15 protein-coding genes are annotated in these 13,110 nt (G+C 42.4%); 9 read left to right on the forward strand and 6 right to left on the reverse strand.

Annotated features, from left to right (window positions below):
* Positions 1-152 precede the first annotated feature (152 nt).
* On the forward strand, positions 153-959 hold the full coding sequence (locus LC586_RS03070; RefSeq protein WP_229482931.1) for a hypothetical protein: 807 nt from the start codon (positions 153-155) through the stop codon (positions 957-959).
* A gap of 215 nt (positions 960-1,174) precedes the next feature.
* On the opposite strand, the gene LC586_RS03075 is transcribed toward LC586_RS03070, so the two are convergent.
* A complete protein-coding gene (locus tag LC586_RS03075) occupies positions 1,175-1,978 on the reverse strand; it encodes a hypothetical protein (RefSeq protein WP_229482932.1) in 804 nt (267 codons plus the stop codon).
* Between the two features lie 573 nt (positions 1,979-2,551).
* Between LC586_RS03075 and LC586_RS03080 the strand changes: the two genes are divergently transcribed.
* Positions 2,552-4,198 carry a cellulase family glycosylhydrolase gene (locus tag LC586_RS03080; RefSeq protein WP_229482933.1) on the forward strand — a complete coding sequence of 549 codons (1,647 nt, stop codon included), beginning with the start codon at positions 2,552-2,554 and terminating at the stop codon, positions 4,196-4,198.
* An 83-nt stretch (positions 4,199-4,281) separates the two neighbouring features.
* A complete protein-coding gene (locus LC586_RS03085; RefSeq protein WP_229482934.1) occupies positions 4,282-6,063 on the forward strand; it encodes a M61 family metallopeptidase in 1,782 nt (593 codons plus the stop codon).
* A gap of 129 nt (positions 6,064-6,192) precedes the next feature.
* Here LC586_RS03085 and pyk read toward each other — a convergent pair whose 3' ends face one another.
* On the reverse strand, positions 6,193-7,962 hold the full coding sequence (gene pyk / locus LC586_RS03090; protein ID WP_229482935.1) for a pyruvate kinase: 1,770 nt from the start codon (positions 7,960-7,962) through the stop codon (positions 6,193-6,195).
* Between the two features lie 380 nt (positions 7,963-8,342).
* Here pyk and crtR point away from each other — a divergent pair, with 380 nt between their 5' ends.
* From crtR to LC586_RS03110, 4 genes are all read left to right on the forward strand, one after another.
* Positions 8,343-9,233 (forward strand): beta-carotene hydroxylase, encoded by an 891-nt coding sequence (crtR, locus tag LC586_RS03095; protein WP_229483227.1) that lies wholly within the window; start codon positions 8,343-8,345, stop codon positions 9,231-9,233.
* 83 nt (positions 9,234-9,316) lie between these two features.
* On the forward strand, positions 9,317-9,613 hold the full coding sequence (locus LC586_RS03100) for a papain fold toxin domain-containing protein (protein WP_229482936.1): 297 nt from the start codon (positions 9,317-9,319) through the stop codon (positions 9,611-9,613).
* An 81-nt stretch (positions 9,614-9,694) separates the two neighbouring features.
* Positions 9,695-10,060, forward strand: coding sequence for a hypothetical protein (locus tag LC586_RS03105; protein ID WP_229482937.1), 366 nt, complete (start codon positions 9,695-9,697; stop codon positions 10,058-10,060).
* Positions 10,061-10,271: 211 nt separating this feature from the next.
* Positions 10,272-10,538 carry a hypothetical protein gene (locus LC586_RS03110; RefSeq protein ID WP_229482938.1) on the forward strand — a complete coding sequence of 89 codons (267 nt, stop codon included), beginning with the start codon at positions 10,272-10,274 and terminating at the stop codon, positions 10,536-10,538.
* Positions 10,539-10,874: 336 nt separating this feature from the next.
* Here the strand turns inward: LC586_RS03110 and LC586_RS03115 are convergent, their stop codons facing one another.
* The 3 genes from LC586_RS03115 to LC586_RS03125 are packed head-to-tail and all read right to left on the reverse strand — an operon-like array spanning position 10,875 to position 11,726.
* Positions 10,875-11,042, reverse strand: a complete 168-nt coding sequence (locus tag LC586_RS03115) for a hypothetical protein (protein WP_229482939.1) — start codon at positions 11,040-11,042, stop codon at positions 10,875-10,877.
* Positions 11,043-11,067: 25 nt separating this feature from the next.
* Positions 11,068-11,475: a type II toxin-antitoxin system VapC family toxin gene (locus LC586_RS03120; protein ID WP_229482940.1), complete on the reverse strand. Its 408-nt coding sequence runs from the start codon at positions 11,473-11,475 to the stop codon at positions 11,068-11,070.
* Complete coding sequence (locus tag LC586_RS03125) at positions 11,472-11,726, reverse strand: hypothetical protein (RefSeq protein ID WP_229482941.1); 255 nt, start codon at positions 11,724-11,726, stop codon at positions 11,472-11,474. The genes LC586_RS03120 and LC586_RS03125 overlap by 4 nt, the downstream gene beginning before the upstream one ends.
* Positions 11,727-11,807: 81 nt before the next feature.
* Here LC586_RS03125 and LC586_RS03130 point away from each other — a divergent pair, with 81 nt between their 5' ends.
* The gene (locus LC586_RS03130) at positions 11,808-11,993 is read left to right on the forward strand and encodes a hypothetical protein (RefSeq protein WP_229460353.1); all 186 of its coding nucleotides are present in this window, start codon (positions 11,808-11,810) and stop codon (positions 11,991-11,993) included.
* Positions 11,974-12,339, forward strand: coding sequence for a type II toxin-antitoxin system PemK/MazF family toxin (locus tag LC586_RS03135; RefSeq protein ID WP_229482943.1), 366 nt, complete (start codon positions 11,974-11,976; stop codon positions 12,337-12,339). Before LC586_RS03130 ends, LC586_RS03135 begins: the two co-directional genes overlap by 20 nt.
* A 96-nt stretch (positions 12,340-12,435) precedes the next feature.
* On the opposite strand, the gene LC586_RS03140 is transcribed toward LC586_RS03135, so the two are convergent.
* Positions 12,436-12,987, reverse strand: coding sequence for an opioid growth factor receptor-related protein (locus LC586_RS03140; protein WP_229482944.1), 552 nt, complete (start codon positions 12,985-12,987; stop codon positions 12,436-12,438).
* Positions 12,988-13,110 lie beyond the last annotated feature (123 nt).

Genomic DNA, 13,110 nt, shown 5'->3' on the forward strand with positions numbered 1-13,110 from the left:
TTTAGCAAACTAAATGAGTATTAACCACTAGGTTGGATAAAATTTTTAATTTTCAATTAATTGATTAAGAGTCGATAAAACTTGTTAGTTTTAAAAATAAATTGGGCATAATAGGTAAAAATCTGAGTTAATTGGCAAATAAACAAAAAAATATGCTTTTTACCATGCAAAATCTTGATTCAAAGACTATTTTGACCAAATTAAAAGCTTTATCTCCTACTAACCTCCAGGCAGGTATTTGCCTAATGCTTTTAACTGCCAGTTATGGCTGTGTTCAAAAAGCACAAGAAAAGGTGGATATGAAAATTGGAGATGTACAATCTATATCAAGTAAAGGTGTATACAACGTCGTCGGTAGTACCAATCTGCCCGAATCTAGCAAGATTACAGTGGCCGCTGTGCGTTATTTGCGTCCGGTATCAGGACAAACAGAAGCTTTACTGAATTCAGATACAAATACTAACCGTTCAATTTTGGCTCGTCAAATTGTGGAAGTGAAACAGGGAAAATGGGAGGCTGCGCTGAATCTGTGGCAAGTTTCACCCGATGGTAGTTTCCAAGAAGTCTGGCAAGCAAATCCAGCACAAATACGACTATTTCCAGAAGGTGGCGTTACATTTGTAGCTATTTTCGATCCTGCTACTCAGTCGGAACAGCCAAATAATCAAAACTCTCAAAAGTTGAAGTTAGAAAATCAACAGCTTGAAAAGCTTGAAAGTAAGTTGATTCGCTTTACTAACGAAGGTGAAAAATATTTACAAGTTAGCCAAACCTTAACAATACCCATACCTACGGGGAAAACAATACCACCTCGTCGGCAACCCGAAGACTTGAACGGTGGTTGGGGAAACCGATATCAAATCCCGCCGCAATCTATAGCTTCTAAAAGTACCTTACCTCCACCCATTAAAAATAGGCAAACGAATGCCTATCTAACTCCTTCAGAGTTTCTCAGGTGAGAATTAAGATGGGTATCAAACCCATAAAATAATCCTATCTAGGTCTATGTACCCCTACCCTACTTCTTACTTGATTGAGGGCGGGGTACTGTAGCCCTCAATCGCTCTCTTTTTGATAGATAAAAACTAGAATACCAGCCTCAATATGAGCGCTGGCATCCAGATATTAATTACCCAATAACCACCAATTCAGTGGGCATTGATTTGAGTAGATTTTAAAGGACAGTATTATAGTAAATCTGAAATTTAGCTGGGGATTCTACCTCAGCATTTGTTGCTTGAGACGTTAGTTGCAAATTCTCCTGCATTGCTTGCATCTGTAGCATCATCTCTTTAATTTGGTTTTGCAACTCTTCAAATTCTGATGGCATAATTGCTATTTGATTCACTTCACCAGCAGTAATTTCTTTGATATTGTTGGGATTCTCTTGAGCATAGCCAAGGAAAGTTTGGGCAGATGCAAACGCAGAAGTAGCGGCAATATCTCTGATAGTGGTAGTGGTATTTTTTTGAGTTGCAACCTTTGGTACAGTATTTACTGGTTGTGTGTGCGCTGGCGTCGGGATTTGCGCTCCAATAGGTTGAGATGCAGTTATTGCAGAGTTTTTTGAATTGAGAGCTTGGTCAAAAGGTACCTCGTCATCTAAAAAAGCGCTCAATCCAGAAATTTGCAGTCGAGGCTCGGAAACTTGCCATTCTTTTAGTAATGTCTCTTTTTGCTGTAGGTGTTGCTCTAGATTAGATAATTCCTGTTGAATTTTCGCTGATTTGGAAGAAGAATTTCGCCAACCACAGAAAGCGAGTGCTGAAATTCCAGACCCTATACTAAGTGCTGTTGCAAAGACTACGTAAGGAATAGCAATATCTCTAAGTTTGCCATAAAAAATAGGTTCTTCCTGGAATTTGATAGCAATTTGTTTATCACCTAGTGTAGCAAGGGGAAATGACATTAAAGAAAATACACTTAGAGAAGCGATCGCAGGTGGTAGTAAAAATTTTTGCAGTGCAGAAAGTGTCATATCAGAAGCTTTTGTAAAATAAAAGACTATGAGGAGCTTGCAGCAGATATAATTACCGCTTATAACATCTAGCTTGTATAGACTTTTCGCGGTGACTCAATATGTGTACTGCCTTAGTATCTAAATTATTCTGTATCCGAGATATTTTCAATAGACAACTCATGAAGAACTCAGTAGATTACGTAAATTTTTTGTAAATTAAACAACTATCTAAAATTAAATAAAGGGAAATACAAAACCTAGATACAAGTTTATACGTATTGGTAATTAAGGTTTTCAGCGTTATTGACTTCCACTATCCAATTTTTTAGGGTACAGAAACAATAGTAGCTAAATATTGCTCTAATATTACTAGGATGGTCAGAGGTATGGAAGGTTAATTAAGTAATACAAAAAACTGTAATATGAATGCATTGTAATCAGACTACAAATATTTATAGTCGGCTAAAAATCATCTTTACAAAAATCATGCTTAAGTAAAGATACGGTAAAAGTTTTTTGCCAGAAAAAACTATTGCCTATATTTTTGCGTATTCAACTTAGATATTCTTCTACAATAAAAGTAATAATAGTATGCTATTTGTCGATAAAAATAAATCAAGAACATTGAAATTACATAAGCAATTACTGATATTTTTTCTAAGTATAACAGTATTTTTAGTAATTATTTTTACTAAAACACCTGTTAGTATTCGTTTAGATGTTTCTAGGGCTGCGACGCCAATGGTTTTACCACTTTCAACAATTGGTAGAACCATTGTGGATGCCCAAGGCAAGGTTGTATTGCTAAGAGGTGTTAATTGGTTTGGTATGGAAACTGATACACACGCCCCTCACGGTTTATGGAAACGAGATTATAAAGAAATGCTGGCACAGATTAAGAACTTAGGATATAACGTCATCCGGTTACCTTATTCTGTGGCAGCCTTGCGATCGCTTGATGTAAGTGGCATTGACTTTGGAATTGGCAGCAACCAAGAACTTGAAGGTAAAACCCCCTTGGAGGTAATGGACTTAGTTATTCAGGAGGCGGAACGTCAAGGATTGCTAATTCTGCTCGACAGCCACCGCCTCAACGACCTGCAAATTCCAGAATTGTGGTATGGAGACGGTTTTACGGAAGCAGACTGGATCGATACTTGGACAATGTTAGCAATCCGATACAAGAATCAAACTAACGTTATTGGCGCAGACTTAAAAAATGAACCTTACGGGAAAGCTAGCTGGGGTGATAACAATATAAGTACTGACTGGCGACTAGCAGCAGAACGTGCAGGCAATGCCATTCTCAACGTTAATCCTAATTGGCTAATTGTTGTTGAAGGAGTGGAAAAGAATGTCCCCGGTCAAAAACTGCCACAGCATTGGCATGGCGGAAATTTAGAAGGTGTGAAACGCTATCCAGTATGTTTATCTCGTTCTAATAAGCTAGTCTATTCTCCTCATGAGTACGGCCCTGGGGTGTACAATCAGCCCTACTTTTCTGCTTCTAACTTTCCTAAGAATCTGATTGATCGCTGGCAAATAGGATTTAACTATATCGCTAGTCAGAATATTGCTCCCATCTTGATTGGGGAGTTTGGGGGACGGGAAGTAGACTTAAATTCCAAAGAAGGAATTTGGCAAAATGAGTTGGTGAAATACATTCAAAAAAATAACTTGAGCTTTACTTACTGGAGTTGGAATCCTAATAGTAGTGATACAGGCGGAATTTTACTAGATGATTGGCAAAGTGTTGATCTACCCAAGCAGCAATTACTGTCCCAACTGCTCTCATCGGTACAAGTTCAACCGCCAGATCAACCGAGTAATCCTCCTGCTTCCCCAACTCCTACTCCTTCTGTCTCCCCATGTACTACTCCTTCTATCTCCCCAACTCCTACTCCTTCTGTCTCCCCATCTACTACTAATATTGCCCAACTAAAAGTCACTACTGACATCAATTCCAACTGGGAAACTGGATTTTGTGTCAGCTTCAAAATTACAAATCAGGGTAATACCAAGGTTAACAACTGGCAACTGGCATTTTACATGAATCAAACTAAGATTAATAACTTTTGGAACGCAGATTTTAAACAGCAAGGAGCTATACAGTATGTAGTGGCTCCTTTGGACTGGGGAAAAACAATTGAACCAAATCAAGTACGGGATACTGGGTTTTGTGCCAACAAACTTGGTTCTGACTACCAACCGCAGCAAATTAGCGCCGTCTCGATTTGAAGTCAAAACTTAAAAGGCGAATTTGTCATGATAGGAGAAATCACCAATCCCATTAACCATTGAGTATTAACTCAGCACACAAGATGACTGAAGCAACAGCAACTCGTCCCAATACCCACTTCCAGGAAACCAGGCCAACGATTCATTACGTGGTGGCAATGTCCCAACCAGAAACCCATCTGTTTGAGGTGACTTTACACCTTGTCGATTACCCCTCGCCGATTCTCGATTTAAAACTACCGGTGTGGACACCCGGTTCCTATTTAGTCCGGGAATACGCCAAGAATTTACAGGATTTTGGGGCTTTTGCAGAGGGTAAGCCTTTACCTTGGCGGAAGATCAGTAAAAATCACTGGCAGATAGATAAAAAGGGTGTTTCAGAATTAACTGTACGTTACCGCATTTTTGCGAATGAGCTATCGGTAAGGACTAATCACTTAGATGCTACCCACGGTTATTTCAACGGTGCGGCACTATTTTTTAGAATAACGGGCTGGGAGAACCAACCTATTCGCGCCACCATTGTACCACCACGCCCGGAATGGCAGGTAACTACTGCCTTGCCACTCGTTGGTGAGGAAACAAATACTTTCTTGGCTGGCGATTTTGATATTCTTGTTGATACTCCCTTTGAGATTGGTCGCCACCAATTGTATAATTTTGAGGTTTTGGGAAAACCCCATGAACTGGCAATCTGGGGGCAAGGAAATTTCCAAGCCCAGCAGATGATTGCTGATATTCAAAAAATTATTCAGGTAGAAGCAAAGATGTTCGGTGGTTTGCCATATCAACGATACGTGTTTCTACTACACTTATTTAGCCAAGCTTTTGGCGGTTTGGAGCATAAGGACTCTTGCTCCTTAATTTACCAGCGTTTTGGATTTCGCGCTCAAGATAAGTACAATCGCTTTATCCAATTGGTAGCACACGAGTTCTTTCACTTGTGGAATGTCAAGCGAATTCGTCCAAAAGCATTAGAGGTTTTTAATTACGACCAAGAAAATTACACACCATCATTGTGGTTTTGTGAGGGTACTACTAGTTACTATGACTTATTAATTCCTTTGCGGGCAGGAATTTATGATGTTCAATGGTATTTGAATAATTTGGGCAAAGAAATTACCAGATATGAAATGACACCGGGGCGCAAGGTACAACCCGTTTCTGAGTCGAGTTTTGATGCCTGGATAAAACTCTATCGCCCGGATGCCAATAGCGGTAATTCCCAAATTTCCTACTATTTAAAGGGAGAAATGGTATCGTTATTGCTGGATTTACTGATTCGCTCTACTCACGACAATCAGCGCTCCCTTGATGACGTGATGCTGAAAATGTGGCAGCAATTTGGACAAGCTGAAATTGGCTATACCCCAGAACAGTTGCAGGAAGTTATAGAATCTGTAGCAGGAATGGATTTGACTGATTTCTTTAAACGCTACATTGATGGCACTGACGATTTGCCCTTGAATCAGTATTTAGAACCCTTTGGCTTGCAGTTGGTAGCTGATCAGCAGGAAGAACCTTACTTAGGTGTGAGAATAAATACAGAGAATGGGCGGGAGATTATTAAGTTTGTGGAAACAGGTTCACCTGCACAAATAGGGGGAATTGATGCAAGTGATGAATTACTAGCAATTGATGGAATTAAGCTAATGGCGGGTGGCTTAAGCGATCGCCTGAAAGATTACCAACCAAACGATAAAATTGAAGTCGCAGTTTTCCACCAAGACGAACTCCGTACTTATTCCATCATCCTCACCTCACCACATCCCACTCGGTATCAGGTAAAGCCTGTTGAGCATCCTAACTCCACACAACAGCAAAACTTTGCTGGATGGCTTGGGGTAGCGATCGCAACTGTTTGATAAAGGAATTGGGGATGGGGCATTGGGCATTGGGCATTGGGCATTGGGCATTGGGCATTGGTTACACCCCTCTCCCTCATCTCCCTCATCTCCCTCATCTCCCCAATCCCCAGTCCCCAGTCCCCAGCCCTAAGCCGTTCTCACTGCCCCAGAATAAATCAAACCCCGTTGCAGATCCAGGGTTATAATCGCCCCGTCCCGAATTGCCTGCGTTGCGTGCTTCACACCGACAATCACTGGCACACCGAGACGCAAGCCAATGACTGCTGCGTGGCTTGTAAGACTTTCCTCTTCAGTAATAATTCCGGCAGCTTTACGAATTGCCTCGACGAAATCGGCACTAGTGCGGGGTGCAACTAATATGTCTCCAGGATTAAAGTTACTCACATCCATACCAGTATTAGCCACCCTTGCGCGACCACTTACTGAACCTTGTCCCAGCCCTATTCCGTGACCTAATATTGCCGTTACCACCTCTACCTTTATCAAATCTGTGGAGCCGGAAATTCCCTGGAGTGTGCCAGCAGTCATTACTACTAAATCTCCCTCAGACAGCAATTTAAGCTCCTGAGCCACGTTGATCGCAGCTTGAAATGTCTGACCAGTGGAAGGTAATCCTAGCACCAACAGGGGTTTTACTCCCCACACCATTTGTAGCTGTCGCGCCACATTCACATGGGGTGTCACTGCCAAAATCGGTGTATGGGGACGGAACTTAGAGACATTGCGAGCTGTTGCCCCCGTTTGCGTTAGGGTCATGATTGCTGCTGCGCCTAGTTGTTCGGCAATTTGACCCACAGCTTGACTAATAGCATTGGGAATGGAGCGCCGGGCATCTCTCGAAGAACGTAAGTTTAAGTGTTGGGCTTCCTCCTGCTCCATACGCTCGGCAATTCGTGCCATCGTCGCCACTGCTTCTACAGGGAAGCTACCCACAGCAGTTTCATTGGAGAGCATTACCGCGTCGGTGCCGTCTAAAATCGCATTTGCCACATCCGATACTTCCGCGCGAGTGGGGCGGGGATTGCTCACCATGCTGTCTAACATTTGGGTGGCGGTGATGATGGGAATTCCCAAGCGATTTGCTGTAGCAATTAGCCGCTTTTGGAGTACCGGAACATCTTCAGCTGGCAATTCCACCCCTAAGTCACCTCTGGCAACCATTACGCCATCACACAAAGCCAGAACCGCCTCCATTTGTTCAATGGCCTCGTGCTTTTCAATTTTGGCAATCACTGGCACTTGCTTGCCTGTACTGGAAATTAGTTCTTTAATTTCGATCATGTCCTGCGGATTGCGGACAAAGGAAAGTGCCACCCAATCTACACCTTGATCTAGACCAAACATCAGATCCTCTCGGTCTTTGTCGGTCATTGCCTTAATTGACAGGTAAACGCCGGGAAAGTTTACGCCTTTGTTGTTAGAAAGTTTTCCAGGCACGGTGATTCGACAATGCAAATCCCCTTTGTCCCGGTTAATCTCCTGCACAACCATTTCTACTCGTCCATCATCAAGGAGGATTTTTGCGCCAACCGGGACTTCTTCGGCTAAATAATCGTAGGTGACGCAACTAATTTCCTGCGTACCTACAACTGGACGATTTGTCAAGGTGAAGCGATCGCCTTTTGCCAAAACTATAGACCCGTTGTCAAACTTTCCCAAGCGAATTTTTGGGCCCTGCAAGTCTTGGAGAATAGCCACTGGCTGATTTAGTTCAAAGGCGGTTTGCCGAATTAAGCGAATACTACGCTGATGATCGGCATGAGTTCCGTGGGAGAAGTTTAGCCGCAGCGTCGTGGCTCCCGCTTCAATAATCGCCTTGAGCATTTCAGGACTGCTAGTGGCGGGGCCAATAGTAGCGACAATTTTTGTCCGGCGTAGAGAATCTCTTAATTGCATAGGGGCTGAAGTTAGGGAGCTATCTGGGAAGTCATCGTAACTTAAATGGCATCTCCTTTTCAGTCACTGCTATATCAATAGATATAAGCAGTTAGAGAGGGCTTATGGGAGAGTGGAGGCTGTGGGATAGACTAGATATAGTACATCAATCTTGTATCCATCCTCCTAACAAACGTTGTTTATCCCATCAACTTCTTGCCAATTGTCACACCCCACTTATCAGTAAAGACTAGTCCTCGTCTGGAATCATAGCGTTATTCATCTACTGATATGCAAAGCTATGGATAAATATTGCTATACAAAACTTTACAAAATTTTATTCTTTCCTAATCTTTATCGTATATTTGTAATGTTTGATTAAGAAGGAGTCAATGTTAGAGATGATCGCATCGGAGGCACAAAAGCCACTGACAATCCCGCCAAAGGAATTTTTAGCGCCTCCTGGTGATTTTAATCCCACGCTACTACTTTTTTTGATAGCTGTAGCAATGCTGGTGTTATCTAACTTTGGTTACTGGCTTTGGGAATGGCCGCACTGGCTGTGCTTTAGCGTTAACACTGTTGCATTGCATTGTGCTGGGACGGTAATTCATGACGCTTGTCACCAATCTGCCCATCGTAACCGGGTGATGAATGCGATGTTAGGGCATGGCAGTGCATTGATGCTAGCTTTTGCTTTTCCAGTGTTTACGCGGGTGCATTTACAGCATCATGGACATGTCAATCATCCCGAAGACGATCCAGATCATTATGTCTCTACGGGTGGCCCGCTATGGCTGATTGCGGTGCGGTTTTTGTACCATGAGGTATTTTTCTTTCAACGGCGACTGTGGCGTAAATATGAGCTATTAGAATGGTTCATCAGCCGCTTAATTGTTGGTGTAATTGTTTATATATCAGTGCAATACCACTTTTTGGGTTACATTCTGAATTTTTGGTTTATACCAGCTTTTGTGGTGGGGATAGCACTGGGATTATTTTTTGATTATTTACCGCATCGTCCTTTTGCGGAGCGCGATCGCTGGAAAAATGCTCGCGTCTACCCGAACCAAGTTCTCAATATTCTGATTATGGGACAGAATTACCACTTAATTCATCATTTGTGGCCTTCTATTCCTTGGTATAATTACCAACCTGCATACTATGTCATGAAGCCCCTGTTAGATGAAAAAGGATGTTATCAAACTTCAGGATTGTTGCAGAAAAAAGACTTTTTTGAGTTTGTTTATGACATCTTTCTAGGAATTCGGTTTCATCATCAAAAAGAATAAAGTTGTTGCGTAAAGCGATGCCTACGGCGGGCTGCACCTACGCAAACGAATGGCTAGTACTGGGAAATTGATAAAAGTAGATCATGACCAAGGCTAGCCTTCAGAGTCAACTGAGTGCGATCGCTAGACAGTTCCAGATTTTTGAATGTGTTCCCTGTGCGATCGCCTTGCGCCAATTCCTCATTGCTCAAAACATTTCTGGTAAACAGGTTAGCCTCTTTACGGGTAGCACAGAAGATCCTTTCTGCAATATCTACCATGAACGCCTCCGACAAAACATTTCCATCAATGGGCGACATGAAGCGATCGCCGTTGAAATTGATGGACAAGAATTCATCTTTGACAACATCCACCCCGAAGGAATTTCCAGAGTAGACTGATTAATAATCTATACTGCCCTGCCCAAGATTTAGGCGGCAATTTCCAAATCACCGAAACCGAATTTTAAGCAAGAGGGACAGATGGTTGATTTATATGACCTAATCCACAATATACGGAAACGTCCTGCCATGTATTTAGGACGAGCTTGTATATCCAACCTCCGCACTTTTCTAGCAGGTTACTGCTTTGCTCGTCGCCAGATAGGAATCCCTCAAACACAACAAGAACAGCAATTTTCCGAATTTCAAACCTGGATTCAGCAAAGATTTAATTTAACTTCCAATCAGACTTGGGATCAGATTATTTTATTTTTTTCCCAAGATGAACACACTGCACTAGAGCAGTTTTTCAAATTGTTTGATGAATTCATTCAAACAGAACATCCTAGAGAACTTCAACCGAATACAACGAATAATTTGATAATGGTTTCAGGAACCCAAGATTAAAAGAAGCTTGAAATGGATGCTTTAGTGCAAGAACTCTACACAAATCTTTGATTTGAACGCACCACCAACTAAACCTGCGGTTATAGTTGGGGATTCATGCGATCGCAGTAATTAAACTCACGTTATATTAAAGGCGGAAGCTGCTACAGGCTGCGCGAAACACCCAAACGTGAAGGCGGAAGCTGCTACAGGCTGCGCGAAACACCCAAACGTGAAGGCGGAAGTTGCTACAAGCAAGACGGAAGCTACTACAGGCTGCGCGAAACACCCAAACGTGAAGGCGGAAGTTGCTGCAAGGAAGGCGGAAGCTGCTACAGGCTGCGCGAAATACCCAAACGTGAAGGCGGAAGTTGCTGCAAGGAAGACGGAAGCTGCTACTCTTAAGGCGGAAGTTGCTATAGGGAAGATAAACAGAGGAAATTTTTTGGTATACGAAGGATTTTACACCCTTGCTTTCTCTGGTTTGTTGAGGGTTTAAAAAGCAAGCTACGCCATGACATCTATTCTTCTGCTTGTTGTATGAGGAACTGAAGTGAACTACTCACACTTGCCTACGGCTGAAGTTGATCGCTCCCAATTCATCAGGAATAGCCTCAAAAACTCCGTAGTTTTTTTGGTCTTACATTCCCTCCAAGGGCAGGAGTCCTGGTTCCCAAGACCCAAATCTTTTACCCTGAGCGAAGTCGAAGGGTTCTCTTGCAACATATACTTATTAGCTTGGTTTTCGCTTGTGGCATTGATGGTCAAGATAGTAACTATCTTACCAGAAAATGCTGGGGATTCGTCAGGGTCTTTTCTGAGAGCAGAAAAAACGCTATCTGGAAATTCGATAGATATCGTTTTCATAATGTATTTGTTGTTGATCGCTGAATTTATTATATAAATCAAGACCATGCGATCGCAGTAGTAGTAATTGATTTACGGTTGCAAAGCTAATTAACACCATCGCAGAGAGTGCGTAGGCGCAGCCCGCCGCAGGCATCGCTATTTTTCTTGCGATTTCTCGCTCAAGGTACAACTTCAAAAGACTGATTACCACGAAATCGATAGATGTGGAAATCTCGATCAAGAGTAAAAATTCGTCTCTGATTTAAGGTTTCAGCAGTGGCTACCAATAAAGCATCTGCCAAATCCATTGGGATATCTCGATATTGCTCCATTAGCGATCGCATTCTTTCTTGTTCTTCTACATTATTGTGGTGCAACAAAAGAATCTGATCGGCAACATAGCCCCATAGCTCCTGCTGTGCAGACCATCCACCATAGCGACCTAACAAATACATGGCTTCTGTAAAACAAGACCAAGTTGTTAGTAAAGGGGCTAATAGCTGAGGTAATATATCAACACAACGTTGGTGATTGGCATCGCTTTGGTTAATTAAAGCAATCAGGGCAGAAGCATCGCAGAGCGTCACTGGTTTAACCTTGAAGGGTCATACTTAGCTGACAAAATATCTGCAAAAGCTTCCCTTGTACGTTCAGACAAGTTTGATGGCTGGAAATTCACTTGCCCTACTCTTCCTTGCAACGACTTGTCTAAGGTATCTGTAGATGCGTCACTTGAAGTTTCATTAGTCAGGATTATTAATTTTACTCGTCGTCCAGTCAGTTCAGAAGCACGCAGGAGAATCTCTTCCCACGTTCCTTCAAAAGTTTGCTGTTCCATAATTACTCTATTCAAAGTTAGCTTTCTGGCAAATACCTTAACATAGAAGCAAATACGACATCTTGATTATGGGAACTTGAAATGGATGCTTTAGTCCAAGAACTTGACACAAAACTACGTCAATGGCAACCTGACATTGCTCAACAAGTGCGACAATGCCTTGCAGAAATTATTGAACTGGCAGACCAGGATGCTCTAGATATTCTTCGCTCTAGAGTGGTTGAACAAGAAGTATTGGATTTGATTGATGAACCTGAAACCTGGTGAAGTGTGGCTGGTTGATTTAGGACTTGCAGCCAAGACGCGCCCCGTCGTCGTTGTGTCTCGCTATGACCCCACTCCGCCGCGTGCTTTGGTTCTCTATGTACCAGTAACTACGCAAAATCGGGGTAGCGCATACGAAATTGAACTGCCTGCATTGCGGTTTTTACGACAAGGCTCTGTTGCTAATGTTCAAGGTCTAGGTTCAATTCCTGCTGCAAGACTGGAGCGTAACCTGGGCGAACTGCCAGATGAAACATTACTCAAAATCAAACAGGCTTTGATGTTTGCTTTGGATTTGGAAATTGAGGAACAGCAGGACGATTCAAGAGATGTGGATACCACTTCATAATAGACGCGATCGCGATCGCCTACAGATAGCATCAAAGCGCATCAGGGTGTCAGTCTCAACCAACCATCTCATTCACATCAAAATCCAACGAGATTGTTACATTATCGCATTGGGTTTGACTGCAATTGTCCAATACTTAAATGTTTCACCCCCAATCTCCTCACTATTCTCACGGTAGATTTGCCGCAAGCATTCATAAAATGCTTGGGCTTCATTCTCCAATCCAAGTGTCATTAAGCATTTTAAGATACGGGTTATACGAAGATAATTGTGGTCAAATATACAGACCCATTCACGTTTACGATTCGGATAGTCTTTTGACTGGCTGACAAGTATTTTTCCGTCATTACTCTCGTGGCGTTGCAACCCATAAAATTTAAGCATAACTGTGAAGGAACGCAGCAAATTTTGACGTAGGTGTGGGTTGCTTTGAAATGCTTGAATTACTTTCTCATCAACAATGGGTGCATCACGATTGAATGCACTTCGCTCAGGTAAAGGGAATAACCATTGAATGTAATTGTGGATGTACTCCAATTCTTCAAAATCCCAAGTCCACATCTCTTGAATTGTGCGACCTTCTGAATCTCGTTGCTCCCCTAAGTAGAACGGAACAAGCATTGCACTGAGTTGTTTTTGATGATTCATTGCAAACTCCCTTCACAACTCAACATCTTGATGTTAGGCGCGATCGCCTCACCAATAGACCTTAAATCACTACGGCAAACTTAGTAATATTCTCCCACCAGCAGCAGGTTGAGCAGCCGCGTC

Source organism: Nostoc favosum CHAB5714, from assembly GCF_020829495.1.
GTDB classification, from domain to species: Bacteria; Cyanobacteriota; Cyanobacteriia; order Cyanobacteriales; family Nostocaceae; genus Nostoc; species Nostoc favosum.

Excerpts from the sequence above, each read along its gene's own strand:
- LC586_RS03080 (WP_229482933.1), top strand. The coding sequence starts at position 2,552 with ATGCTATTTGTCGATAAAAATAAATCAAGAACATTGAAATTACATAAG.
- LC586_RS03100 (WP_229482936.1), top strand. The coding sequence starts at position 9,317 with ATGACCAAGGCTAGCCTTCAGAGTCAACTGAGTGCGATCGCTAGACAG.
- LC586_RS03140 (WP_229482944.1), bottom strand. The coding sequence starts at position 12,987 with ATGAATCATCAAAAACAACTCAGTGCAATGCTTGTTCCGTTCTACTTA.
- LC586_RS03070 (WP_229482931.1), top strand. The coding sequence starts at position 153 with ATGCTTTTTACCATGCAAAATCTTGATTCAAAGACTATTTTGACCAAA.
- LC586_RS03085 (WP_229482934.1), top strand. The coding sequence starts at position 4,282 with ATGACTGAAGCAACAGCAACTCGTCCCAATACCCACTTCCAGGAAACC.
- pyk (WP_229482935.1), bottom strand. The coding sequence starts at position 7,962 with ATGCAATTAAGAGATTCTCTACGCCGGACAAAAATTGTCGCTACTATT.
- crtR (WP_229483227.1), top strand. The coding sequence starts at position 8,343 with ATGATCGCATCGGAGGCACAAAAGCCACTGACAATCCCGCCAAAGGAA.
- LC586_RS03130 (WP_229460353.1), top strand. The coding sequence starts at position 11,808 with ATGGATGCTTTAGTCCAAGAACTTGACACAAAACTACGTCAATGGCAA.
- LC586_RS03075 (WP_229482932.1), bottom strand. The coding sequence starts at position 1,978 with ATGACACTTTCTGCACTGCAAAAATTTTTACTACCACCTGCGATCGCT.
- LC586_RS03135 (WP_229482943.1), top strand. The coding sequence starts at position 11,974 with ATGAACCTGAAACCTGGTGAAGTGTGGCTGGTTGATTTAGGACTTGCA.
- LC586_RS03125 (WP_229482941.1), bottom strand. The coding sequence starts at position 11,726 with ATGGAACAGCAAACTTTTGAAGGAACGTGGGAAGAGATTCTCCTGCGT.
- LC586_RS03105 (WP_229482937.1), top strand. The coding sequence starts at position 9,695 with ATGGTTGATTTATATGACCTAATCCACAATATACGGAAACGTCCTGCC.
- LC586_RS03115 (WP_229482939.1), bottom strand. The coding sequence starts at position 11,042 with ATGCCTGCGGCGGGCTGCGCCTACGCACTCTCTGCGATGGTGTTAATT.